At 38.6% G+C, this 25,897-nt stretch carries 21 protein-coding genes and 1 riboswitch; of the genes, 15 read left to right on the forward strand and 6 right to left on the reverse strand.

Annotated elements, in window-relative coordinates; all coding sequences use genetic code 11:
* The first annotated feature begins 113 nt into the window (after nucleotides 1–113).
* From C7B89_RS09340 to C7B89_RS09355, 4 genes are all read left to right on the forward strand, one after another.
* Complete coding sequence (locus C7B89_RS09340; RefSeq protein ID WP_115673564.1) at nucleotides 114–3,068, forward strand: EAL domain-containing protein; 2,955 nt, start codon at nucleotides 114–116, stop codon at nucleotides 3,066–3,068.
* Between the two features lie 121 nt (nucleotides 3,069–3,189).
* Nucleotides 3,190–4,623: a spore germination protein gene (locus C7B89_RS09345; RefSeq protein WP_115673565.1), complete on the forward strand. Its 1,434-nt coding sequence runs from the start codon at nucleotides 3,190–3,192 to the stop codon at nucleotides 4,621–4,623.
* Nucleotides 4,620–5,648: a GerAB/ArcD/ProY family transporter gene (locus C7B89_RS09350; protein WP_115673566.1), complete on the forward strand. Its 1,029-nt coding sequence runs from the start codon at nucleotides 4,620–4,622 to the stop codon at nucleotides 5,646–5,648. Before C7B89_RS09345 ends, C7B89_RS09350 begins: the two co-directional genes overlap by 4 nt.
* A complete protein-coding gene (locus tag C7B89_RS09355; RefSeq protein ID WP_115673567.1) occupies nucleotides 5,638–6,714 on the forward strand; it encodes a Ger(x)C family spore germination protein in 1,077 nt (358 codons plus the stop codon). The genes C7B89_RS09350 and C7B89_RS09355 overlap by 11 nt, the downstream gene beginning before the upstream one ends.
* Nucleotides 6,715–6,757: 43 nt before the next feature.
* On the opposite strand, the gene C7B89_RS09360 is transcribed toward C7B89_RS09355, so the two are convergent.
* Nucleotides 6,758–8,104, reverse strand: coding sequence for an MATE family efflux transporter (locus C7B89_RS09360; RefSeq protein ID WP_048392901.1), 1,347 nt, complete (start codon nucleotides 8,102–8,104; stop codon nucleotides 6,758–6,760).
* A 171-nt stretch (nucleotides 8,105–8,275) separates the two neighbouring features.
* On the opposite strand from C7B89_RS09360, the gene C7B89_RS09365 reads away from it, so the two are divergent.
* The gene (locus C7B89_RS09365; protein ID WP_115673568.1) at nucleotides 8,276–9,352 is read left to right on the forward strand and encodes an undecaprenyldiphospho-muramoylpentapeptide beta-N-acetylglucosaminyltransferase; all 1,077 of its coding nucleotides are present in this window, start codon (nucleotides 8,276–8,278) and stop codon (nucleotides 9,350–9,352) included.
* 80 nt (nucleotides 9,353–9,432) lie between these two features.
* On the opposite strand, the gene C7B89_RS09370 is transcribed toward C7B89_RS09365, so the two are convergent.
* Nucleotides 9,433–9,981: a GNAT family N-acetyltransferase gene (locus tag C7B89_RS09370; protein ID WP_004230128.1), complete on the reverse strand. Its 549-nt coding sequence runs from the start codon at nucleotides 9,979–9,981 to the stop codon at nucleotides 9,433–9,435.
* Nucleotides 9,982–10,523: 542 nt separating this feature from the next.
* Between C7B89_RS09370 and C7B89_RS09375 the strand changes: the two genes are divergently transcribed.
* The 9 genes from C7B89_RS09375 to C7B89_RS09415 all read left to right on the forward strand — a co-directional run bounded on the left by C7B89_RS09375 (nucleotide 10,524) and on the right by C7B89_RS09415 (nucleotide 22,736).
* A complete protein-coding gene (locus C7B89_RS09375; protein WP_115673569.1) occupies nucleotides 10,524–12,551 on the forward strand; it encodes a diguanylate cyclase domain-containing protein in 2,028 nt (675 codons plus the stop codon).
* Between the two features lie 112 nt (nucleotides 12,552–12,663).
* Nucleotides 12,664–13,338, forward strand: coding sequence for a response regulator transcription factor (locus tag C7B89_RS09380; RefSeq protein ID WP_048392894.1), 675 nt, complete (start codon nucleotides 12,664–12,666; stop codon nucleotides 13,336–13,338).
* Nucleotides 13,335–14,720 carry a HAMP domain-containing sensor histidine kinase gene (locus C7B89_RS09385; RefSeq protein WP_115673570.1) on the forward strand — a complete coding sequence of 462 codons (1,386 nt, stop codon included), beginning with the start codon at nucleotides 13,335–13,337 and terminating at the stop codon, nucleotides 14,718–14,720. Before C7B89_RS09380 ends, C7B89_RS09385 begins: the two co-directional genes overlap by 4 nt.
* Nucleotides 14,721–14,952: 232 nt before the next feature.
* On the forward strand, nucleotides 14,953–17,778 hold the full coding sequence (locus C7B89_RS09390; RefSeq protein ID WP_048392890.1) for a 2-oxoglutarate dehydrogenase E1 component: 2,826 nt from the start codon (nucleotides 14,953–14,955) through the stop codon (nucleotides 17,776–17,778).
* A 90-nt stretch (nucleotides 17,779–17,868) separates the two neighbouring features.
* Nucleotides 17,869–19,131, forward strand: coding sequence for a 2-oxoglutarate dehydrogenase complex dihydrolipoyllysine-residue succinyltransferase (gene odhB, locus C7B89_RS09395; protein WP_048392889.1), 1,263 nt, complete (start codon nucleotides 17,869–17,871; stop codon nucleotides 19,129–19,131).
* A gap of 340 nt (nucleotides 19,132–19,471) precedes the next feature.
* A riboswitch (Lysine riboswitch) is annotated at nucleotides 19,472–19,658 on the forward strand.
* A gap of 119 nt (nucleotides 19,659–19,777) precedes the next feature.
* The gene (locus C7B89_RS09400; protein WP_004230114.1) at nucleotides 19,778–20,635 is read left to right on the forward strand and encodes a transporter substrate-binding domain-containing protein; all 858 of its coding nucleotides are present in this window, start codon (nucleotides 19,778–19,780) and stop codon (nucleotides 20,633–20,635) included.
* A 170-nt stretch (nucleotides 20,636–20,805) separates the two neighbouring features.
* Entirely contained in the window at nucleotides 20,806–21,531 is a 726-nt protein-coding gene (locus tag C7B89_RS09405; protein WP_112118694.1) for an amino acid ABC transporter permease, read from the forward strand.
* A 12-nt stretch (nucleotides 21,532–21,543) separates the two neighbouring features.
* The gene (locus C7B89_RS09410) at nucleotides 21,544–22,275 is read left to right on the forward strand and encodes an amino acid ABC transporter ATP-binding protein (protein WP_004230107.1); all 732 of its coding nucleotides are present in this window, start codon (nucleotides 21,544–21,546) and stop codon (nucleotides 22,273–22,275) included.
* A 263-nt stretch (nucleotides 22,276–22,538) separates the two neighbouring features.
* Entirely contained in the window at nucleotides 22,539–22,736 is a 198-nt protein-coding gene (locus C7B89_RS09415; RefSeq protein ID WP_048392887.1) for a DUF6501 family protein, read from the forward strand.
* A gap of 48 nt (nucleotides 22,737–22,784) precedes the next feature.
* Here C7B89_RS09415 and C7B89_RS09420 read toward each other — a convergent pair whose 3' ends face one another.
* Both C7B89_RS09420 and C7B89_RS09425 read right to left on the reverse strand, forming a co-directional pair.
* On the reverse strand, nucleotides 22,785–23,852 hold the full coding sequence (locus tag C7B89_RS09420; protein WP_009371332.1) for a toxic anion resistance protein: 1,068 nt from the start codon (nucleotides 23,850–23,852) through the stop codon (nucleotides 22,785–22,787).
* Entirely contained in the window at nucleotides 23,849–24,499 is a 651-nt protein-coding gene (locus tag C7B89_RS09425) for a 5-bromo-4-chloroindolyl phosphate hydrolysis family protein (protein ID WP_004230101.1), read from the reverse strand. Before C7B89_RS09425 ends, C7B89_RS09420 begins: the two co-directional genes overlap by 4 nt.
* A 416-nt stretch (nucleotides 24,500–24,915) precedes the next feature.
* On the opposite strand from C7B89_RS09425, the gene C7B89_RS09430 reads away from it, so the two are divergent.
* Nucleotides 24,916–25,128: a hypothetical protein gene (locus C7B89_RS09430; RefSeq protein WP_115673571.1), complete on the forward strand. Its 213-nt coding sequence runs from the start codon at nucleotides 24,916–24,918 to the stop codon at nucleotides 25,126–25,128.
* A 94-nt stretch (nucleotides 25,129–25,222) separates the two neighbouring features.
* Here the strand turns inward: C7B89_RS09430 and C7B89_RS09435 are convergent, their stop codons facing one another.
* Both C7B89_RS09435 and C7B89_RS09440 read right to left on the reverse strand, forming a co-directional pair.
* Nucleotides 25,223–25,489 carry a CPCC family cysteine-rich protein gene (locus C7B89_RS09435; RefSeq protein WP_016994024.1) on the reverse strand — a complete coding sequence of 89 codons (267 nt, stop codon included), beginning with the start codon at nucleotides 25,487–25,489 and terminating at the stop codon, nucleotides 25,223–25,225.
* Nucleotides 25,490–25,609: 120 nt separating this feature from the next.
* A complete protein-coding gene (locus tag C7B89_RS09440; protein WP_016994023.1) occupies nucleotides 25,610–25,891 on the reverse strand; it encodes an acylphosphatase in 282 nt (93 codons plus the stop codon).
* Nucleotides 25,892–25,897: the final 6 nt, after the last annotated feature.

Genomic DNA, 25,897 nt, shown 5'->3' on the forward strand with positions numbered 1-25,897 from the left:
GAAAAACGGTCGATGAGACTTTTCTTTCTCTTTTATAAATAGTAGTTTTTAAACTGTATTTTGGGGGAATTGATAAATAAGTAGTGGGTAAAAAGTAGGGAGAGGTGAGATGGATGAAAAAGCCGAATCTATTAAAGCAGTTTTTTACAAAAGAAGAAAGACCGCATACGTTTGCGCTGGCAACAGCTCAAGACCATCGTTTATTTTCATATGCCATGTCCTTTGCCAAGTATCACCCCGATATGATGATTGTGTTTTCGGCAGATGGCGAAATTATTTACGTCAATCAAGAAGCACTCTATGAGCTATTACAATATCGACCTAGTCATGCAGAAGATTTCAAGAAAATTCTGACTGATGTAGATTATAAACGATTAAAAAGAGCGTTCAATCGAACATTACGAGGAAAGTCGGTCAAGATTGATATTGGAAAACTACAGCATCAAGGACAAAACCTAAGCCTCGTACTGACGTTTATACCAATCAAAAATGATGACAATCAGGCGGAGGGGCTCTATTTAATCATTGAAGATATGTCCACGTATTCAGCCATGAAGCATCAGTTAATGCTACATGAGAAGCATTTAAATTACGCCCAGCATATTGCGGCAGTTGGGAGCTGGGAGTATTTTATTCAGCATGACAAACTGTTTTGCTCAGATAACTTTTATCATATTTTTGGCTTTGCACGTTCAGATAACGATGGTATTGATCACGTTTTCCAGTTCATTCATCCAGATGATTATGAAAGGACATATGATGCATTTAATCATGCTCGAAAAGGGACTAATTTTGACAGTGACTTCCGAATTTATCACGGTAAAACCAATGAACTGCGTTTTCTACAGGCAGCCGCCGAAGTCATATGGAAGGATGACAAGCCCTTTAAGATGATTGGGGTTGTCAAAGACGAAACGGCTTTCAAACTACTTGAGAAAACACTAAATGATACATTAGCCAACTATCATTCTATCTTTGACAATTTAGATGCAGGGATTTGGATGCGAGATTCCATTCGTGGCAATATGCTGTTCGCCTCTAAAGGGTTGGAAGGAATTCTTGGTATTCCATTAGCTAAGCTTTATGATGACTCAGAAGTATGGATTAATATGATTCATCCTGCACATCGTGAGGAGGTATTAGCGTATACTGATCATCTCGCTTCAGGCAAAAGCTATCAAGTGATTTATCGTATCCTAACGGGGGAGAATCAGACAAAGTGGTTGCTGGAGCAAATTGTGCCGAGACTAGATCAGCAAGGGGAGGTCAACCATATTTTCGGCTTAGTAACTGATATTACAAAGGAGATTGAACGAGAAAAGAAGCTTAATTATTTAGTGTATTATGATGAATTGACAGGTTTACCAAATCGCTTGAGCTTACATGATAAAGTTGATACCTTATGCTTAGCTGGCGAACCCTTCGCACTATTATATATTTCGATTAACCGCTTTCATATCTTAAATAATGCGCTAGGTACGAAAATCGGTGATGAGCTTCTGCGCACGGTGACTAACTACTTTTCAACACTAACAGATGATCACAGTTACATGGCACGTTTAGACAATCAGCATTTTATCATTGTCATTAAAAAATATGTGAGCAAGCAACATATTTACGCGCTGGCTAGCCGTATACTGAAAACCTTTGATACACCTTTTTCGATAAAAGACTATCGCTTGCACCTATCTGCTAGCATTGGTATTGCTTTTTACCCAGAGGAGGGCTTAACGAGAAACATTTTATTAGAAAATGCATATTCAGCTTTATGCTATGCCCAACAGCAGGGAAGGAATCGTTTTCATATTTATGCCTTTACAGAGGATATTACTTCCTATAAACAGTATGTGTTAGACCGAGATATGCGACAAGCCATGTTAAATGAGGAATTCGAATTATATTTCCAACCATTGGTGGAGCCGCAAAAGGGGGTTATCAACGGTGCAGAAGCGTTAATTCGTTGGCATCATAAAGAATGGGGCCTTGTGTCACCTGGTGAATTTATTCCATTAGCGGAAGAAAACCATATGATTCACATCATTACAGATTGGGTGATTAAAAAAGCATGTGCGTTGTTACAGCACTGGAAGCAGCAAGGGCATGTGCTGCGAACAATTAGTATTAAGATATCGCCAATCCGTCTGATGAAAAAGGGCTTTATTCAGTTTGTCCAAGAGCAATTACAGGTAAATTCGATTGACGCTCATTATATACAGTTCGAGATTAGCGAAAGTACCATCTTAAAAAATAGTACAAGTGTGATGACCGTTCTTAAAGAATTACAAGACATCGGTGTCAAAATTGCTATTGGTGATTTTGGAACAGGCTACTCATCCTTAGAATCATTGCGAACATTCCAACCAACGACACTCCATATCTATGAAGCGTTTATCCGTGAAATTCGTCATGACCGTCCGATTGAAAATGGACTCATTTCAGCAACGATTTATTTAGCCAAAATGCTTGGTATTCAGGTTGTGGCAAAAGGAGTTGAAAGTTACGAACAATTTATCTTTTTAAAGCAGCAACAATGTGATTATTTGCAAGGTAGTATTTATACGAAGGCTGTTCCCGCGAAAGCTTTTGAAAAAATGCTGGCACAAGGCATTTTAACACCACAAAAAGCGATTGTTCATAAAAAACCTGTGGTGGAGCGACGCAAATATTATCGTTTTCAATTCCCGGCCTATGTGAAGGGCTTCATGACAATTATCGAAATGAATGAGCAAAAAATTAATATCGGTCATACCCCGATCATCATTGAAAATATTAGCTTAGGCGGCATGAAGATTCGCTCTTCTTTGAAGCTACCCGTTAATCAAACGATGAAATTTAAATTTAGCTTTATTTTAATGAATCAATCATTTAACCTAGAGGGTACTTTTAGATGGACCTTAGAAGAAAAATACCAAATCTATTCTTATGGCGTCGCCTTTAATTTGACGCAGGAGGATGAAGGAAAATTAGCCCCGATCATCAATCGAATGACAGCCTTGCATAATCACCATGAAAAAATAGAGGGAACGCCCTTTATGTATGAGGATATTGAAGCTTATTTTAAAAAATAGCTGATCATGAAGATGCCCAAATGTTCTAGAGGGCATCTTTTTTTCATGGCGTGGAATCACACGAACTAAGCGTTTGAAATACACGAAAAATGCTTATACTCTCCAGTAGAGGAGGCGTTTTATGGATAAAGTGGAGTATATGATCAAAAGCCTACAAAAAGCATTCTACCATTCCTCGGATTTGACCGTCAGACAAATAGATTGGCATGAAGGGGACACGGCTATTTTATGCTTTTACGCTTCTCTTGTTGATGCGAAGGAAGTCCAAAAAATACTGGATACCATTTATGCACGTTTAGATACAGAAAAACCTTTTTGGAGTGAAACCCTACTTACAACACTCGATAATTTTGCGCTACCGCAAGCGATTGAACGGGTTTGCCAAGGTGAAACGCTCGTGATTTTGCCTGATACGGGAAAAATGCTGACGTTAGCGATTACCAATGAAGTTCGTCGTAATCTTGAGGAGCCAAACAATGAACATATTCTGCGAGGCTCCCATGAAGGTCTTGTGGAGCGGGCGGATACCAATTTAACATTGATACGAAAGCGAGTGAATAATCCCGCTCTTGTGGTCAAATCTTTTACAATTGGACAACAAACTAACACTAAAGCTTATTATCTCTATATGGATGGGGTTATACGGCCTGAAACCTTACAAGAGATGGAAAAGCGGATTGCAGACATTAAAATCGACTATTTTTATAGTATTGGCCAGTTAAGTGATGCACTAGAGGATTCCGTGTTATCGCCATTTCCACAATTGTTAAATACAGAGCATCCAGATCGTGTGGTAGCCCACTTAGTGGAGGGTAAAATTGTGGTCATGACCAATATTTCGCCGTCTGCCTTGATTGGCCCTGTGACATTTTTCTCTTTCTATCAAACACCTGATGACTATAATAGTCGGGTAGTGGTTGGCTCTTTTTATAAAATAGTGCGTTTACTGTCGTTTGTAACGGCGGTTTTTTTACCAGCATTTTATATTGCTGTGATTAGCTTTCACTTTGAGGTATTACCCTTAGAATTAAGTAATCAAGTAAAAAATGATGTTAATGATATACCTTATCGACCGTTAATTGAAGCACTGATACTTGAGATTATTATGGAGCTCATTCGAGAATCAAGTATTCGTTTACCACAATCAGTAGGGCAAACGATTGGGATCGTAGGGGGATTAGTGATAGGAGATGCCATTGTAAGTGCGGGACTCGTGTCGAACTTAATGGTCATTGTTGTCGCCTTAACGGCCATTTCAAGCTATGTTGTCCCGTCCGTTGAATTGAATAGCACGATTCGCATGATCCGTTTTCCGTTTATGCTACTTGCCTCATTATTTGGGTTTTTAGGCATTGTGGTAGGAGTTGTCATCCTATTAATTCATTTAATTAGTTTAACGTCATTGAAACAGCCGTATTTTTCACCTATCGTACCATTTCAACCGAAAGCTGTTTATAAAATTTTTTTACGCTGGCCATTTATTAGACCGACAGTCCAAGTTACTTCCTTTCAACCACCGAAGGATGAAAAGGGAAAAAATGAGGATACACCATGAATTTTTCTCTATCAAAGGCACAATTTTTTTTACTACTCTTTATCATTCAGACAGGTGTTGTCTACATTGCCTTTCAAACACCGTTAATCATATACAGTCAACATAGTGCATGGTATGTCTTCTTCCTTGCTAGCATCTTCCATTACGGCTTGCTGTTATTTTTTGAACGCTATTATCAATTTTTCTTTTTAAATGGGTTCTTTCGCTGGGTCTATCTGATCTATTGGTTATTAATAACAGCTGTATTAATTGCCTATATGGGGTATGTTCTGGCCTCATGGGTCTTGCCCCGAACACCTGAATGGATTGTTGTCATGATGATTGTAGGGCTATCTTTGTATGCCAATTTAGTTAGACCAGAAACCATCATCAATATTGGTGTCATGCTAATTCCTATCATTTTCCTCTTTGTCATTTTTTTAATGCTGGCTATTCCAGATTTAACATGGAGTAATCTTTTTCCAGTTGAGTGGAACAATACTAGGCAAATCATGGCGGGCATGATTCATAGCATGTATGCCTTTTTTGGGATTGAAATGTACCTCCTTTATCGTCCATTTCTCAAACAGGATTTACAGGTGAAGGGAAAGCCCTTATTGATTTATCAACTCGTCATTTTTTTCTTTTATTTTATTTCGGTTGTCTTTACACAAATGTTCTTTGCTTTGGAGGAGGTTCAACTAATACCAGAGCCTATTATGTATATTTTAAAATCACAGGAAGTGAATTTTGTAAAACGGCTGGATATTTTTTTCATCTATATTTGGCTTTCTTGGTCCATTGTTACGGTCATGATCTACGGTTTGTCCCTTCGTGTGCTTTATTTGTCAAAAAAACGGAAGCATCCGAAACGAAGTATTGTTTTTTTTCATCTTCTCTTAGCCATCCTGCCGCTATTTGTCATGCAATTTCAGCGCATTGAGTTTATCAAAAATTCTATACACTACGTACTCATTGTGTTTACGATTCTACTACCAATGATGATAATTTGTTGGAATAAATGGAGGGGAAAACGTGTATCGTAAAGGGATTATGCTCCTCTTGTCTATGTTACTTTTAGCTGGCTGTTGGGATGAACGACTTTATAAAAACGCTTCCGTTGTGACGCTCGTTGGGGTGGACGGATATATAGGGGCATACAAGGGATATTATGCCTATCCGAATACAGCAGCTCAGCAAAATGAAGTGATTGAAGCGGACGGCATTTCACCAAGAGATGTACGGAATCAAGCCAATTTAAAAGTAGAACAAACACTTGATTTATCTGAGTTATCGACCATCCTTGTATCGGACCAAACGGTAAGAGAGCCTCTTTATGATATTTTGGATATTTATTTTCGTGATCCCCAAAACCCGATTTCGATAAAAATTGCTGTAACAGAAGGGGATGTCAAGCCGTTTATAGAGCTAACAAAGGATTTAGCAGGGGGGGCAGGAGGCTATTATGAACGTTTTATGGAAAGCACAGAGGAAAATACAATTTTTCCGAAATTAGATTTACAGACGGTTGGCTCCATGCTATTTGAACAGACAATTGATATAGCACTTCCGTATATTCAGTTAAGTGAGGATAAAAAGCATGCTGTTGCGGCAGGTGTCGCTTTGTTCTCAGGTCAAACGTTTACGGGTACAATATTAACACCAAAACAATCTCTCACGATGCTTCTCTTAATGAATCAACCTAGCAAACAAGCGCGGATGAGCTATATGTGGAAGCATGATGGAAAATCGATGCCAATCACGGCTGATGTTATTCATATCAAGCGTCAATGGACGGTGAATGAGGAATTAAAAAGAATAGACATGGATTATCTCATAGAGGTAGAAATTGAGGAATTTGCACATGACCATTTATATAAAGACCCCGTTTTCAAGGAGGTTCAGCAGTTGATTCAAGATCATGTGCAGGCAGAGTTTGAGGAGGTTTTGCGGATTCTTCAAGGTCAGCAATCGGATACGTTGGGGATTGGTCGATATATTCGTGCTTATCACCCCAAAATGTTTCAGAAGGATTGGCATGCTGTCTATGCATCCTTACAGCTAGTGCCGTCTGTTCAAGTGAAAATCATTCGCACAGGTGTTTTACGCTAAAAAAATCGCCTTTCTCAAGTTAGAGAAAAGCGATTTTTTGTTGTTAAACAGTGACTCTTTTTTGAACAACCAATAGACGAATTAAAAGAGTAATTGCGCCCATTGTTAAACCTGCCACAAGGCCAATCCAATAGCCAAATGGGCCGAAATCCGTATGTGTGGCAAGGGTATACCCAACTGGCAAGCCAATTACCCAATAAGATATAATGGCCATGATAAACGTGATCATAACATCTTTATAGCCTCTCAATGCGCCTTGTACTGGTGCTTGTATTGCATCAGATAGCTGGAAAATGGCTGCGTAGACTAAAAATTGTACGGCATACTCAAGTACCATCTGATCTGTCGTATACATATGTGCTACAGGTTCACGTAAAATAAACAAGATGCAAGCTGATATAAAGCTAAATAAAATGGCTGTGCCGACACATAGATAACTATACATACGAGCATCTCGCATGCGACCAGCGCCGATCTCAAAACCTACTAATATTGTGACACCCATAGAAATACTGAGCGGAACCATGTATAACAGAGAAGTGAAATTGATGGCAATCTGATGGGCTGCTATGATTTCTGTGCTAAAATTACTCATCATCATGGTCACAGCAGAAAAAATACTTGTTTCTGCAAATAGGGAAATACCGATCGGAACCCCAATCAATAAAATTTCCTTCCATCGAAGCCATTCAAGCTTAGGCCAATCATGAAACAGACGGAATCGTTCGAACGGTACTCGTTTAGCGATGATCCATACTGTAATCATGAATATTAGCCAGTACGTTATTGCTGTCGCTACACCAGCTCCGACGCCGCCAAGCTCAGGCGCACCAAATTTGCCGAAAATAAAGATATAGTTCAGCACGATATTAATGGGTGTTGTCATTAAGGTAATGATCATCGTGACCCGTGTCTGACCAAGGGCGTCAATAAAGCAACGCATAACAAAAAATAAGAAAAGTGGCAAAAGACCCGCACACATCGCATAGATGTAGCCTTTTGCAATGCTATGTACAGCAGACTCTAAGTTCATCTTACTAAGTATCCAATCAATGCCAAAGAAGAGTCCTGTAAAAATAAGGATCGCCAGCAATATGGCGACATAAATGCCTTGCTGGACTGCCTTTTTTGCATCCATCTCTTTTTTCGCTCCCACAAGCTGTGAGACAATTGGCGTAATAGCTAGGAGTATACCTGAAAGTCCAGTATAAATCGGCATCCAGATAGAGGAACCAATCGAAACACCTGCTAAATCAACCGTCCCGTAACGACTGGACATTAAAATATCAAAAAATGAAATAAGATAAATAGCTACCTGTGTCACTAAAATAGGGACAATCATTTTTAAGAGTAGCACGTATTTTTCCTTAATTGTGGATGTTTGATACATATTTTCTACTTCCTTCATGAACATAATGAACAAGTATAGCATATGTAAAGAGAGAAAAGCTGAAATTTTCATGCTTCATCTATATCTTTTCGTCAGCATATAGTAAAATAGAACACTGTAAACAAAAAGTAGTGCTAACTACAATGGTTTTTAAGGAATAGGAGAATTTGTGTGAAACAACAAACAATCATTTTAACCGGTGGTGGGACAGCTGGCCATGTATCGTTAAATCAGGCGATACTCCCGTCTTTACTAGAACTTGGTTATGATGTCCACTATATTGGCTCAGAGCAAGGTATTGAAAAAGAATTAATTGGCGACGCGTTCCCCGATGTTCCGTTTTATGGCATTGCGAGTGGTAAATTGCGTCGTTATTTCTCCATGAAAAATTTTACAGATCCATTTAAAGTGCTTGCTGGAATGATGCAGGCTTTTCGTATTATTAAAAAAGTGAAGCCACAGGTTGTCTTTTCAAAGGGAGGGTTTGTCTCTGTACCCGTTGTGATGGCAGCGAAATTAGCAGGTGTGCCAGTCGTCATCCATGAATCTGATGTAACACCTGGTCTTGCTAATAAAATAGCCTTACCTTTTGCTTCGCATGTATTCACAATTTTTGAAGAAACTCTGAAGCATTTACCTCAAGAGAAGGCTACTTGCACAGGCTCCATTATTCGTCCTGAGTTATTTGAGGGAGAAAGAGCAAGGGGGCTAGCTTTCTGCGGCTTTTCTACTTTAAAGCCTGTTTTACTTGTTATGGGAGGGAGTTTAGGCTCTGTTGTCTTAAATGAGGCACTACGTAAAAACTTACCAGAGCTCCTCAAGCAATTTCACATCATTCATTTATGTGGGAAGGGGAATTATGATGAAGCACTGGAGGCAATGCCAGGCTACAAGCAATTTGAGTATGTGACAACTGAGTTACCTGATTTATTGCATGCTGCAGACTTTATTGTGTCACGAGCAGGCTCTAACTCCATTTTTGAATTTTTAGCGCTTCACAAGCCGATGCTATTAGTACCTCTCTCAGCGCAAAAAAGCCGTGGAGATCAAATTCTAAATGCCAACTTGTTTAAAAAACAAGGTTACGCAGAAGTGTTACAGGAAGACGAGTTGACAAAGGAATCTTTTATGAAGTCTGTTCATACACTAACAGAGCGTAAAGTGGAAATGGTGGAGACAATGGCAAAAACGCAAAAACCAAAAACACCAGATGAAATGGCGTCATTAATTTTACGGTACAAGAAATAAGTGCTATTTGAAAAAAGAAAAGAAGCTATGAGGTAGGTCGAAATGACAAAACCTTATAGCTTCTCTTTTATATATACACACTACATTGCTTGCTCTTCGCCTTCTTGCATTTGATGTGCAGTTGTTAGGTAGAATAAATCTTTTGGAATTTTAAATAAATTAAATTGTGCCTCACCGCTATTAACCTGCGCTAATAATGTTGGATGACTTTCATTGGCACTCACCACATAGGGAAGCTTTAAAGCAGCACGCTGTGATTTTAAATTTTCAACACGTATACGGAGAAAGACCGTATGAAAATTATAGTCAAAAAATAACTCGTTCAAAAATAACATTTTTGCTTTTTGATTATAACCTTTACCTTGGTAAGGGAGTCCAATCCACGTTCCTAGAAAGCCTGCACCGTCCTCCACATCGTGAATACTAATGGTGCCGATTGGTTGACCCCAATCATCAGTTATGGTCCTCGAGATAGCGAGTCCTCTCGCTTCCTCTTCAATCAGTTGTTTTGTCATAAACCAATATTCATCAGCGGATGTGGCTTTTTGACGGACAAAAGGGAATACAGAAGGGTGTGATAATAGCTCATAAAGCTCTGTACATTCATGCAGGTCTCGATGTTTAAGCATACGAAACGCCTCCTTTACTAGGGTAGTTAAAACAATTCCGTTGAAGCATAAAGAAGAAAACTAAAATTCGTACTGGAATTAAAACCCAAAGAACTAGACGTTATAACTATGATATTCCATAATCTCCCGCTGTCTTACTGATTTCGACCATACCGAAAAAAGGCTAGTTTTTTAAATATAATATAACATATAATCTGCTTGATGCAATCATTTTGCTCGTATAAAAACAAAATTTGAGTTTAATAGTCAGTAAATTCTGATAAATGAAATGTGATTATCCATAATATTGTTGTTTTTTAGCATTAAGTCTAACCTATCAATTTTATCTAATATTAATCATTTATCTGCATCTTTAGTAGTATTGTTGGCTTGTTATAATAGGTAATATATCAAATATTATCCTTAAAAGGATATAATTTTTATGATTCTAGAAAGGTAATTTTTTATTTTTATGTTATAATAGTAGTATTATTTTCAATCTAACAACACATACATACGAACATTTCTATCATGATGGCAATGGCTTTTCTGGAGGTGACAGCATGGAGTATATTTTAAGCGAAGATTTCTTTAACTCATTATTTATTGGCAAGGATTTTGTTTTTCTCGTGAAAAAAGTAGGGGACGATTATCAATATATTCGCTTAAATCAAGCAGCTCAGGATCTGTTATCGAATGAGGCGATTGGCAAAATGATTTCGACCGTTACCTCAAAGCGTAATTTTTTGATCATTCAGAAAAATTACCATGAGGCCATTAGAGAACATAAACAGGTTGACTATGTAGATTATGCATATGTTCAGTCGGAGGTTCGTAAATATGAAACATCCGTCAGACCGTTGAAATATAAGAACGAAGACTATATTTTAGCCATCACGAAGGAAATACTTTATGACCGCAGTATTGAAGATAAATTTTTATTTATGCGGTCCATGTTTGACCATGCCTTTTTCTCAACAGTCATTTTATCGGCTGAAGGAATGATATACGAAGTGAATTCAAGCTTTATGGAAGATTTTCAATTAGATAATGAAACCGTCAAACAGAAAATGTTTGTGGATTTACCGATTATTCCAAAGGAAGAAGTTGAACAAATAAAAATTTGTTTGCAAAAAGCTGCAAGAGGGGAAAACGTTGGCGAGAAGTTTATTAAATTGCATACATTGGACCAGCAGGAACGCATGTATTTACTGTCACTATCACCAGTGATGCAGGGTGATAATTCCTTTGCCATATTTCTTATCATGCAAGATTTTACACAATTTACTTTACAAAAAGCAGAATTACGCTCGAAGTCTCACGGGCTAGAAGTATTTAAATCTGCACTAAATTCAGCTACAGCCATTGCTGTATTAGATCATAATTGTAACATTACCGAAGTGAGTGAGATGTTTTTACAGGCTTCTGGCTACACGGCGGAGGAGTTAATCGGTCAGCCCTACGCATTGATTGAACCACGATTCCGTGGGCAAGACCTTTTTCAAATAATTGAAGATAAGCTGGACACGATGGGAATGTGGCGTGGAGAACTTTGCTATCGAACGAAATATCATGCCGATTACTGGGTAGAAACTACCATCGTTCCATTAAAAGATGAGTTTGGTCAAATCGAACAAATTTTAACCATTAACTATGATATTACGGATAAGAAAAGAATGTTCACAGAATTAAAAAATATTGAACGTACTTTCAGACTCATCACAGAAAATACAAATGATTTAATTGTGATTACAAATGAGGATGGCATCATTATTTATGCTTCCCCGTCCTATGGTATTTATTTAGGTTATGAAAATGTAGAGCTACAAGGACAGTTTTACAGTGACATTATTGATCGAGAAAGTAAAGGCGAATGGCAAACATTCTTGAATAATTATACAGGGCAAACAGATTCACAGTTTGAGCTTTTACTGAAGGCGAAAGATGGAACACCGATATGGACAGAAGGAAATGTCACGGTTGTGCACGACCCTGAACGTGAAAAAGTTTCTCAAATTATGATGGTGTCTCGTGAAATTACACATCGCAAAGAAAGGGAAAATGATTTGCTGTATTTAGCCTATCACGACGCTTTAACACAGCTACCTAATCGGCGTTTTTTAGAAAAGGAGTTTCCTAAAATCCTAGCAAAAGCAAATGAAAATCAAACCTGTGTGGCGATGCTCTATATAGATGGTGATGATTTTAAAGAAGTAAATGATCGCTTTGGCCATGAGACGGGCGATGCGTTTATTCAGCGATTCGGCAGTTCCTTGAACAAAACAGTTCGAAGCCATGATATGGTTATTCGAATAGGTGGCGATGAATTTATTGTCATCTTAACTGGCTTAACAAGAGATCAGGAAAAAAGACATCATCAAATTATGCATATTATTCGACGGATTCGCGATGAATTAGCAGAAGGCTGGATGATAGAGGACCATCTTTTTACACCAACTGCTTCAATTGGCATTGCCTATTACCCAGACCATGCTCGAACATTGGATGAGCTAATGGATTTAGCTGACCAAGCATTATATAAATCAAAAGAGTCGGGGAAAAACAACCTCTCCATTTCAGATATACACTAAAAAGTCTGTCCACAAGGTTTTCCTTGTGAGACAGACTTTTTATTTGATGTTATGCTATAACAGTATAGGGATAAAAATCCTACATCGTTATTTTGGAATAGAAGGTGATATGATGCCTAAGAAGATATTGTTGGTAGAAGATGAAAAGCATATCGCTCGCTTTGTCGAACTTGAATTACAACACGAAGGCTATGAAGTAAAAACTGCCTTTGATGGTCGAGAAGGATTGGCTTTGGCAACATCGGAAAATTTTGATGTACTTTTACTGGATGTGATGTTACCAAGTATTAATGGGATTGAGATTTGCCGTCGCATCCGAACACAATCACAAGTACCGATCATTTTATTAACGGCACGAGATGCTGTGATGGATCGTGTAGCAGGACTCGATGCAGGGGCTGATGACTATATCGTCAAACCTTTTGCGATTGAAGAGCTGCTGGCTAGGATACGGACGATTTTACGTCGTGTCACGCCAGAGCAGACAAGCAGTGAATCTTTATGCCTACGGGATATTGAAATAGATGTAGCTGCCTATGAAGTTTTCGTTCAGGGGAATAAACTTGATCTAACAAAGACAGAATATGACTTATTGAAACTATTAATTGAGCACAAAAATAGAGTATGTACACGAGAGCATATTTTAACATCCGTTTGGGGCTATGATACGGATATCGAGACCAACGTGGTAGATGTTTATATCAGACATTTACGTACAAAGCTCCCTGGGGCGATGAATGATTATATTGAAACCGTTCGCGGTGTTGGGTATGTGATGCGAGAATGAATAAGTTAAGAAATTATTTACGTCAGCAGTCCCTGCAAAAAAAATGGATGCTGACCTCAAGCAGTGTCATCTTTATTAGCTTTACGATTATTTGTGTAGTCGTCTATGTTTCTCTGCATACATGGTTATTAAATGATGAGGAGAGTAAGGTCAATCGGACAAGTAAGGATATCATCTCTTTTTTAGAGTCCCAAGGTCCTACAATTACCATTCAGCAAATTCAGCAAAATACAGGCTTGCTCAAATCGATTGCTGATCGTGATGAGACGGTCCGAATATTTAATGCTGATGGGGTGGATATTTTACGAATCAATGATACCTCTGCTGCAGCACCACTTAATTCGTTGCAAGAAATTTTTGAGATGACCATTGATAAGCAGGATGTGCTGGTCATCAATGAACCGATTCGGATGGGCTTTTTCCAAGGCTATATTCAGGTGATTCATCCGTTAACTAGTTTTCAATCTCTCATGCATTATCTTTTGACAGCCATGCTGATTGCAGGGTTAGGAGCCTTAGTGTTATCTGGCTCTATTGGCTATTATCTAGCGAACTATTTAATGAAGCCACTACACGAATTGCGTGCATCCATGAAAACTGTGATGGATCAAGGATTTAAGGAGCCTATACAGCTAACCTATACATCACATGACGAAATTGGTGATTTACTGAAGATGTATAATGCCATGATGAATGAGCTGCAAATCTCATTTACCCAGCAGCAGCAATTTGTCGCCGATGCTTCTCATGAGCTGCGTACACCGATTCAAGCAATTGAAGGGCATCTTTCTCTTTTAAAAAGATGGGGCAAACATGATCCTGCCATATTAGAGGAATCCATTGATACCTCCTTAACAGAAATTGCTCGTATGCGCAAAATGATTGAGGAATTATTAGAGCTTGCACGGCGTGAGGAAAAAGATGAAACAAGTGAGGCCAATGCATTAGTGGTCATCGAAGCAGTGATGGATGAGGTAAAGCTTGTTCATCCACAAGCGCGAATATCGCTGTCGAAACATGGTGAAATTGGTCCGTTATTTATCACCGAAAATGCACTAAGTCAAATCGTTCGTAATATAATAGAGAATGCCATTCGTTATTGTGAAAAAATTCCTGAGATACAAATTTCTATTTCTGTTGCTGGAAATTATGCATGTTTAGAAATTACTGATAATGGTATAGGAATAGCACAAGACAATATTCCGTTTATCTTTGATCGTTTTTATCGAGTGGATGAAGCAAGAAATCGCCAAATTGGTGGAACAGGCTTAGGGCTTAGTATTTCGAAGATGTTACTTGAAAAATACAATGCCACAGTAGAAGTCAAGAGTGAGGTTAATATTGGAACCGTTTTCTCGCTGAAAATCCCGCTAAAATATTAAGAAAAATACACGCTTTATTTCATTATTCTATCCTTTGCGAAAAAAATTGCTTAATTTGCTAAAAAGAGTTGTATTTTTTGTGAAGAGTAGTAAGATTGAGATGGAAAAAACGTTCTTTAAAATATGGAAAAGTAGTGAGAAACATTCTTTTAAAGAACGGCTAAATATTATATAATTAATTGCAATTTAATTAATGGAACTGCCGAAAGGCAAAATTTGGAGGTCATTTTTCATGTCGAACAACGTTACAACTGTAAGTTCTCCATGGTCAGCTTTCTCTGGTCCTAACCTAGGATATGTGATGGAGCAATACGACTTATTCTTACAGTCTCCTGAAGAAGTAGAACCGGAGTTAGTTTCTTTATTCCAACAATTTGGTGCACCAGTAGTAGTAGAAGGTGAAGTAGCTGTAGCTAGTCATACAGCAGCGGCTCCTGCTGGCGATTACAAAAAAGTGTTAGCCGCTGTAAAACTAGCAGATGCAATTCGTTCACGCGGTCATTTAGCAGCAGATATCTATCCTCTGAAAAACCGTGAACTACAAACAGCTCAAATTGAAGAAAGCGCGTTCAACTTAAGCGCTGCAGATTTAGCTGAAATTCCTGCAGCAATCTTCTTCAAAGATGTGCCAGCAAACGTGAAAAATGGTAAGGATGCAATCGACTATTTAAAAGCTATTTATACAGATAAAGTAGCATTTGAATATGGTCACGTAGTAGCTACTGAAGAACGTGATTGGATTCAAGCGCAAATCGAATCAGGCTCATTCAAACAAGCATTATCTGCGGATGAGAAGAAAGCCTTATTAGATCGTTTAACTCGCGTTGAAAATTTCGAGAAATTTATTCATAAAACTTTTGTAGGACAAAAGCGTTTCTCAGGTGAGGGCTTAGATACGCAAATCGTTCTATTTGATGAAATTATTAAAACGGCAGAAGCAAAAAATGTGGAAAACGTACGTATTGGTATGGCACACCGTGGTCGCTTAAACGTTTTAACACACATTTTAAATAAACCTTATGACATGATGTTCTCTGATTTTGCACATGTTTCCAATGATTTATTTATGCCAGAGCATGGCCGCCTTGAAATTACAAAAGGTTGGACAGGTGATGTGAAATACCACATGGGTGCTTCTTACAACCGTGAATCCGGTATGAATGTGAAATTGGCTTACAACCCATCTCACTTAGAAGTGGGCAATCCAGTAGTACTTGGTGCTACTCGTGCAACACAAGATGATACATCTAAACCAGGGCAACCTATTTTTGACCGTACAAAGGGCTTAGGCATTCTTGTACACGGTGATGCTGCATTCCCAGGTCAAGGGATTGTAACAGAAGTGTTAAACTTCGCTAAAACAGAAGGCTTTACAACAGGTGGAACAATCCATATTATCGCAAACAATATGATTGGATTCACAACAGAACATTATGATTCTCGTTCTTCTGTGTATTCTTCTGACCCTGCAAAAGGCTATGAAGTACCAGTAATCCATGTCAACGCAGATAGCCCAGAGGCAGTAGTGCAAGTTGGACGTTTTGCGGCAAACTACCGTCAAACATTTGGCAAAGACATTATTGTGGACTTAGTAGGTTACCGTCGCCATGGTCATAATGAAACAGATGACCCAACAGTGACAAACCCAGAAACATACAAATTAGTGTCTAAACATGAAACAGTGCGTGCATTATATGGTGCACAATTAGTGGCAGAAGGTCTTGTAACTGCTGATGATGTAGCTGCACTAGATACAGCTATCTATGCAGAAATGCAAGCAGCCTATGACCACGTCAAAGAAATGGCAGAAAAAGATGATCATCATCATTTAGAAATGCCAGAAGAATTAAAAGTAGAGTTCCCACAAATTGATACAGCAGTAGGTGCGGAACGTTTAGAAAAAATCAATGAAGAGCTTTTAGTGTTTGAAGAAAACTTTGAACCACAGAAAAAGCTTGGTAAAATCTTAGAAAAACGCCGTGATGCTTATGCGTCTGCAAAAGTTGACTGGGGTCATGCTGAAACTTTAGCGTATGCAACGATTATTCAAGATGGCACACCAGTACGCTTTACAGGTCAAGATGCACAACGTGGTACATTCTCTCAACGTCACTTAGTACTGCATGATAAAAACAATGGCAATGTCTTCACACCACTACACCATATTTCTGGTGCGAACGCATCCTTTACAGTACACAACTCTCCACTGACTGAAGCTGGGGTGGTAGGCTTTGAGTATGGTTACAACCTAGAAAATAGCCATGTACTAACAGTATGGGAAGCACAATTCGGTGACTTTGCGAATATGGCACAAGTGATGTTTGATAACTTTATTTCAGGGGCACGCTCAAAATGGGGTCAAAAATCTGGTCTAGTTATCCTTTTACCTCATGGTTATGAAGGTCAAGGTCCAGAGCACTCTTCAAGCCGTATGGAACGCTATTTACAAATGTCAGCTGAAAATAACTGGTTTGTAGCGAACTGTTCAAATGCAGGAAACTACTACCACTTATTACGCCGTCAAGCAGCATTATTAGGTACAGAAGGGGTACGTCCACTTGTAGTCGTATCACCAAAATCATTATTACGTCACCCATTAGCTGCGGCGAATGCTGAGCAATTAGCAAATGGTTCATTCCAAGAAGTGATTGAACAACCAGGCTTAGGGGCTAAACCAGAAGCTGTAGAGCGTATCGTTTTAGGTACAGGTAAAGTGATGATCGACTTAGCAGAGCGCGTGAAAGACGGCGAAGGCTTCGATCACCTACACATTATTCGTGTAGAACAACTTTACCCATTCCCAAAAGAGCAAGTAGCTGGTATCATTGCTAAGTATCCTAATGCAAAAGAGATTGTTTGGGTACAAGAAGAACCTAAAAACCAAGGCTCATGGAATTATGCATTAGAAACATTATATGAACTTTCAGAAGGTAAAAAACTTCGCTATGTAGGCCGTCCTGCAATGAGCTCAACTTCTGAAGGGGATGCAGATTCTCATAAAGCAGCACAAGCAGCTCTTATTGAAGAAGCGGTTGCTGAGCCAGTAAAGGTTAAATAACATATATCAATTTTTGAAACCGGGCTACTTGCCCTTAAGCAGTAGCCCTTCTATGTGCGTCATGCACGTTAATCAAAGGAGGAAATGAAAGTGGCTGAAATTAAAGTCCCTGAATTAGCAGAATCGATTACAGAAGGTAGTATCGCACAGTGGGTAAAAAAAGTGGGCGATCGCGTTGAAAAAGGTGAATTCATCGTTGAACTTGAAACAGATAAAGTAAACGCTGAGATCATTTCTGAAGAAGCAGGTGTATTAACACAAATTTTAGCTGAAGAAGGCGATACTGTACTAGTTGGTCAAGTTATCGCAGTAGTAGAAGCAGGCGAAGGCGCAGCAGCAGCTCCAGCAGCGGCAGCACCAACTGAGGCAGCACCTGCACCAGCAGCGCCACAAGCAGCACCTGCACCAGTTGCAGCAGCTCCAGTAGTAGAAGAAACTTCTGGTGAGCGTGTAGTTGCATCTCCAGCAGCACGTCGTCTTGCACGTGAAAAAGGTATTGACCTTGCAGCGGTATCTCCAGTAGATCCACAAGGACGTGTACGTGTACAAGATGTAGCAGCTCATGGTACAGCACCAGCTGTAGCACCAGCAGCAGCACCTACATCCGTAGCAACTTCAGGTGGCCCAGTAGTATTCACACCAGCAGCTAATTCTGACCGTGTAACAATTGAAAAAATGAGCCGTCGTCGCCAAACAATTGCAAAACGTTTATTAGAAGTTAAACAATCAACAGCAATGTTAACAACATTCAACGAAATTGACATGACAAACATCATGGCACTTCGTAAACGTAAACAAGAAGAGTTTGTAAAAGCAAACGACATCAAACTTGGTTTCATGTCATTCTTCACTAAAGCTGTTGTTGCAGCACTGAAAAAATACCCATACGTAAACGCTCAAATCTCTGGCGATGAAATTCATTTAAATAACTTCTTTGATATCGGTATTGCTGTATCGACTGAAGAAGGTTTAGTCGTACCAGTTGTACGCGATGCAAATAGCAAAAACTTTGCAGAAATCGAAAAAGATATTGCTAACTTAGCGACAAAAGCTCGTGATAAAAAATTAGGCTTAAATGACATGGCTGGTGGATCATTCACAATCACAAATGGTGGTGTATTCGGTTCATTAATGTCAACACCAATTATGAACGGTACGCAAGCTGGTATTTTAGGTATGCACTCAATTGTAAACCGTCCAGTTGCAGTAAATGGTGAAGTTCAAATCCGTCCAATGATGTATGTAGCACTTTCATACGATCACCGTATCATCGATGGTAAAGATTCTGTAGGATTCTTAAAAACAGTTAAAGAATTAATCGAAAATCCTGAAGATTTATTATTAAATTCATAATTCCATTAAACCCTGCGAACAATGTTCAGCAGGGTTTTTTGTATGACGAAAGGTATTGACCGATTCTATGCTTGAAAGAGTACGAATGGTACATCGTTTAGAGGAGCAAAGAAAGAAAAAAACGCAACTTTTCTCATATATAGAACATACTCTATAATAAATATTTGTTGTAATTTTCAGAAATATCAATAAAAGTTCAACGATTTAAAGTGGAAGCAGAACGCACAATATCCTAATATTGTCATTAGTCAGAAAAATGTTAAAATCGTCTTGACGAACATATTAGTTTTATAGTAGTATCTAAATATCAATTAAATAAACAAACCTCACGAATTGTTACCAGTGAGGTAGAGGCGCGGTATTTATTAGTTCATTGTTGAGTAAAAGCAAGCGAAGACGCAATGAAGAAGGAAATATCGCCGAAGTATAAAAGGAGCTCGTACTTTTATACTGGGTCTGCAGTGAATAAGTGCAGGACTGTCCTAGTAAATGGATTTCCAGATTTACTAGGTTGTGCTATCTCGGAAACATGGAAATTATAGTGAGGATTTGGGCAACTGTCATAAAAGGTAAGACCTAAGTTCAATAAACTTAGGTCTTTTTTAGTACAGTTGTCTTATTTTTTTACAGAAAAGGGGAGTTTTTCATGAAAAGAAAATGGTTGTTAGTAATGATCTCTATCATGACGGCAATTGTGCTAGCTGCATGTGGCACAAGTGACAAAAAAGAGGGCGGTTCAAGTGATGCTGGAACTGACAAAGAAGAAGGTGGCGGTGAATTCCGAATTGGAATGGAGGCTGGCTACCCACCGTTCAACTGGACACAGCAAGACGATGCAAATGGCGCAGTGAAAATTGCGGATAATGCAGAGTACGCAGGTGGCTATGATGTACAAATGGCAAAGAAAATCGCTGAAGGTCTAGGCAAAGAGTTAGTCATTGTTAAAATGGAGTGGGACGGTTTAGTTCCAGCGCTACAATCAAACAAAATTGATGCAATTATTGCAGGTATGTCACCAACAGAAGAACGTAAGAAAACAATTGATTTTACAGAAAACTATTATACTTCTGATTTTGTTATGGTTATTAAAAAAGGTAGCAAATATGAAGGCGCAAAATCGATTCAAGACTTCTCAGGTGCTAAAATTACATCACAATTAAATACATCAAACTACACAGTTATCGATCAAATTAAAGGCGTAGAAAAGCAAACAGCAATGGAGAGCTTCCCAGCAATGCGTGTGGCGTTAGAAGCAGGTAAAATTGATGGCTATGTAGCTGAACGTCCAGAGGGCATTTCCGCTTCTGCTGCCAACGATAAATTCACCTATGTAGCATTTGAAGAAGGCTTTGATACAGACCTATCAAATACTTCAATTGCTGTAGGCTTACGTAAAGATGACGCAAATCGTGAAAAAATCAATGAAATCCTAAAAGGCATTTCAGAAGATGATCGTCAAGCGATTATGGAAGAAGCTATTTCTCAACAACCCGCAGCACAATAATGACATGGCACGGACTAGCAATTAGTCCGTGCATGATCATTTCATCATTATCAAAATGAGAACCTCTCTACATAATGATAATGTCCTAGCGTGACAGATCATAGAATGGTAGAAAGAGCTAGGACACAAAAGAAATAAGCGAGCAAGATGACATTGTTAGGAGGAACATCATGAGTCTTGAATGGATACTTTCAATTATTGAAAACAACTGGCAAATGTTTTTACGAGGTGCGTATTATACGTTACTGATTTCGAGTATTAGTACAATTATTGGTGCATTTATCGGATTTTTCATCGGAATTATGCATACGATTCCAGTTCGTAAAAAAGGTGTGAAATTTTATAGCTTAAAGCTCATTAATTTTATGCTAACATGCTATGTTGAATTTTTCCGTGGTACACCAATGATTGTACAAGCTATGGTTGTCTACTACGGATTAGATATCGCATTCGGTATCGATATGCACTTTATTACAGCAGGTATTTTAGTCGTTTCCCTCAATACTGGGGCATATATGGCAGAAATTGTTCGTGGCGGTATTGTATCCATTGATAATGGTCAATACGAGGCAGCATCAGCAATTGGCATGAACCACTTCCAAATTATGCTTCATGTTGTCTTACCACAAGTAGCGCGTAATGTTTTACCAGCGACAGGTAACCAATTAATCATGAATATTAAAGATACAGCCGTATTAAATGTCATTGGAGTAACGGAATTATTCTTCCAAACAAAATCAATTTCGGGTAACAACTTCCGTTATTTCGAATCATTCTTCGTTGCATGTGTTCTTTATTTCATCATGACATTTACCGCATCTCGCATCCTTCTGTATGTTGAAAAACGTCTAGATGGTCCTGATGCCTATCAAAAAGAACAAAAAGAAGCCGTATAGGGGGACGCACAAATGGCAGTCATTAAAATCGAGCATTTAAGTAAATCATTTGGACGTAACCAAGTGTTAAAAGATGTGAATTTCCAAGTGGAAAAAGGGGAGGTAGTTTGTTTAATTGGCTCCTCTGGCTCTGGTAAATCCACATTGCTTCGTTGCATAAATTTATTAGAAACGCCAAGTGGCGGTCAAATTATTTATAAAGGGGAAGACATCCTAGATGAAAAGCACAATATTCAAGAATATCGCACACATTTAGGCATGGTGTTCCAGCAGTTCAATTTATTTAACAACCACAATGTCATAAGTAATTGCACAGTGGGCCAAATCAAAGTGTTAAAACGTTCGAAAAAAGAAGCAGAAGAAACGGCGCTTAAATATTTGAAAATCGTTGGCATGGATCAATATGTGAATGCCAAGCCCCGTCAACTCTCAGGCGGACAAAAGCAGCGTGTGGCCATCGCTCGTGCCTTATCAATGAATCCTGATGTAATGCTATTCGATGAGCCAACATCCGCATTAGACCCAGAAATGGTGGGTGAGGTATTAAAGGTAATGCGTCAGCTAGCAAACGAGGGCAATACGATGCTCATCGTGACACATGAGATGGAATTTGCCAAAGAAGTAGCAGATCGTGTTGTCTTTATGGATAAAGGTGTAATTGTGGAAGAAGGCCCTCCAGCACAAGTATTAGTCAATCCACAACATGAACGTACGAAGGAATTTTTAAAGCGTACATTAAAATAAGCACAAAAAAGTGAGTCCAACCTGTTGGACTCACTTATTTTCTAGAATTCCATTCTGCATAAAGTACAAAGCAGATTGCGAATGCTACAGCAATGATAAAAAACCATTGCGGTACACCACCAAAACTCATCATAACACCTCAAATATTCATTTTTTTTGGATAGAATAGGTATAGTATTTCTTTTTTCTCCACAAAAGACCAAAAATATTATAAAATAAGCAATAGACATTAGCTTTTGCTAGTAAAGAGAGGTAGAGAGAATATGTTACATTTAAAATGGAAAGATGCGCCAACATTACGAACGGTTACTTGCAAACATACAAATGCATCGAAATACTTAGTATCAAACGTATTAACAGTAGGAAAAGAGTATGAAGTGAAAAATGAAACAGAAGAGTTCGTTTTTATCATCGACAACACAGGTAATGTCGGTGGCTACTATAAAGATTATTTTGAATAAAAACAAACAGGGTGGTTCAGAACATTTGCTGAGCCACCCATTTTTTTGTTAATCTCGCTGATAGCTGCTAGCACCCGCCACATCCTGTAGCTGTTGTTTCTCTTGTTCAGTTGCGGTATGCAGGGCAAAGACATCTTTAATTGCTGTTTGCAGCTCTTGCTGTGTTTCTTTAAACTTCGAAACTTGCTGTTCAAACGTGGGACTTGAGAAGCGATCATGAGCCCTTGATAATCGCTCCTCTAAACGTGCATAATGATGATCCATATGCATCGATAGCATCATCGCCAGTTGGTTTTTCCAGAGCGGAATCAAGGTAACGATAGAAAACTCAATTTTTTCAGCTAATGTTTGATTGGCCTGCTGAATCATACGGATTTGAGGAGCTGTTTGCAGAGCGACTTGCTGTGATACTTGTAAATCATAAATACGTTGATCGAGTCTTTCGATTTGAGCAGCAAAGTCATTTAATTGCTGGATCGCAAGTGGCTGTTTGGTAGCTTGGACACTCGTTATTTGTGCAGGTAGCTCTACCTCAATGGCTTGCTGCTTTTTCATTTGTCCTGCGGCAATCGCCGTTGCCAATTCCTCAAAAAATCCTCGATTATGGGCATAAAGCGCCTCTAAGTTTTCAACATCTTTTATCAGCTGAAGCTGTGCACGTTCTAGCTGAACGCCAATGCGTTCCACCTGTATACTAATACGTTCAAATTCTGTGAGTGTTTGCTTCACATTAGGCTCGGTTTTGCCAAAGATTTTTTTGAAAAAGGTTTGCTTTTTTGGTTCCAAAGCAGTTGGATCTACTCGATCTAACGTCTGCATTAAAGAATCCAGCATTTGACCAATTTTAGTGACATCCTTTTGCTTTACTTGAGCAAGCATGCGGTCGGCAAATTGAGACAGAGCTCGCTGTGAATCTTGCCCAAGGGACAGCAATGATTCAAAATCAGTCAAATCGATTTGACTGGCATACAGTAATGCACGACTTTGTGCAAGAGGCGATAGCGTTTCATAAGTCGCCATCGCCTCGTTTTGCGGAGTTGTTTCTAAATAGGATTGGACTAGTGGAGAAAGCCCTGGTATGGTATTTAGTTGAAATGCGTGTTCGTTTGCTGTCATTTATCATCGCCTCGCCAGTCCAATTGTTCTCTACGTCTAAGATTGGAACGATTTGCGAATTCAATCTCCATTTGCAGATGATCGATATCATTTGCAAGCGCATCCTTCAAATCAATTTGAATTGTGTCATTCAAATCAGTTAGGGTTTCACGTGTTTTGGATAAAGTTAATTGAATTTCCTTATCCTTCACTGGCTGCTTGGAAAGCATTGTATATTTATCCGTTAATTCTACAGCAGAAGGTAAGTGTGCATAGAAAAATGGTTCCACATTATAAAATTTACGTGGGTCTGTCTTGACGATTTTGACGATATTTTTGGAGATACGCGTCATTTCAAGTAGTTGTTTAAACGCTGAAACAGAACGTACACGTAAATAGTTTTGACTCAATGTTTGAATATGCTTATTAGCTGTTAATACTTGTGTTTCAATGTGTTTGAATTCTTCTTTTGTGATGCCTGCTATTTGCATGACTTTCTTTTTTTGTCTATGTTTCAGCAACGCTGTACTCGTCGCATAGGAACCCGCAAACAGTAAACCACCAAGGAAGAATCCAGGATTTGCCGCAATTGCTGCGATAGAAACAGTTGTGAGCGAAATAAGAAAGCTGGCACTATGTCTAGAGAAAAACTGTCCGACACTAAGCATTGTTTCATCCTCCTTGCTTTTCAATATGTCTATCTTCTTATACGAAATAATCGACATAAAGTTTCATTGAAAATTAATCCCTTACATAAATTTTACTGCTATTTGTGAACTTTCTCAATGATAATACATAGAATAAGTGAGTTGTTTCGATGAATAAGTCGGTTTTGTTATCCTAAGGAGCCATTCTGGCATCGGAATGAGCGATTTTTTGCATCTCGGTCACTGAATAGAGGAGCGTAATTTGATTCAAGAGCGGCTTCTGCCTCAAAGCGAGCGGTTAAGTGAGATCCATGAGCGGCTCCAACTCGAAAAGGAGCGGTTTATTTTCTAAGAAGAGCATCTTCATCCAAAATGAATGAGTCTTGTATGAAACTTTTTCCAAATGAATTCGTAACTGATACAAAGGGGGATATAGGATGACGAAAATTTTTCTGGTGTCTATTACAAAAAATAGGGATGAACCAGTAAGTGAACAGAAAGTGAAAGAAAAAGTCTTTGAGAAAAAATCAAAATTAAAAGCCTATTTAAACAAAGAAGGCTATATGAAGGAATCTAAAAATCAATATGTGAAAATCACTGATGAATCAATATTAGTTGCTGCCATTCAAAAAATAAAAATCAAAAAATGACGATAGGTCATGTTCTTAAGAGCATGACTTTTTTGATTTCAATAACTAGGAGAGGAGGCATCATTCAAAGAACCCATAGCCCAGTGTCAGCTCTCTAGAAAAACGGCTTCCAATTTGAATCTTTTTCGTCTTTTTCGTTTGGTTTTCTTACAAACGCAATACATCGTTCTTCGCATGCACCAAATATATTAAAATTTTTCTGTGCTTGCCTTAAGGATAGCGTATTAGCTCCACCTCCAAAGTCATAATCATAAAATTGAACGCCGTCATCTTCCCAAAAACAAATTTCACATATCTCGTATGTACCTGGTGGTTTTCCTTTCATTGTCTTATATCCGCAACAAGGACAAGTAAATTTCATTATAATCACTCCCAAATATTTTTCGATAATTTTATCATACTTCCTTTATGACAAAATGCAGTGTTAAGATTAAAAATTGTTGAACCCCTCTCTAAAACAACACTACAAAAAAGCCAGACATTAAACAATGTCTGACTCCATACGTATATAGCCTTTTAAATCATCGTATAATTCTAAAGAAAATGAATTGGAATCGGCTTGGGGACTAACGCCTTTTTGTACAAAAAGGAGAAATTCATTGAGTGCCTTTTCTGAGCCCTCCACTTCCACCTCAATTTGCTCTGCGTCATTCAATCGACAGTATCCTTTTAACCCTAATTCAATAGCTTTTTGCTTGATGAAGAATCGGTAGCCTGTGCCATAGACATCACCAAAAAATTTTATACTTGCTCGTTTGTTCAAGGGAAT

Source organism: Lysinibacillus capsici (genome assembly GCF_003367505.1).
Classification (GTDB): domain Bacteria; phylum Bacillota; class Bacilli; order Bacillales_A; family Planococcaceae; genus Lysinibacillus; species Lysinibacillus capsici.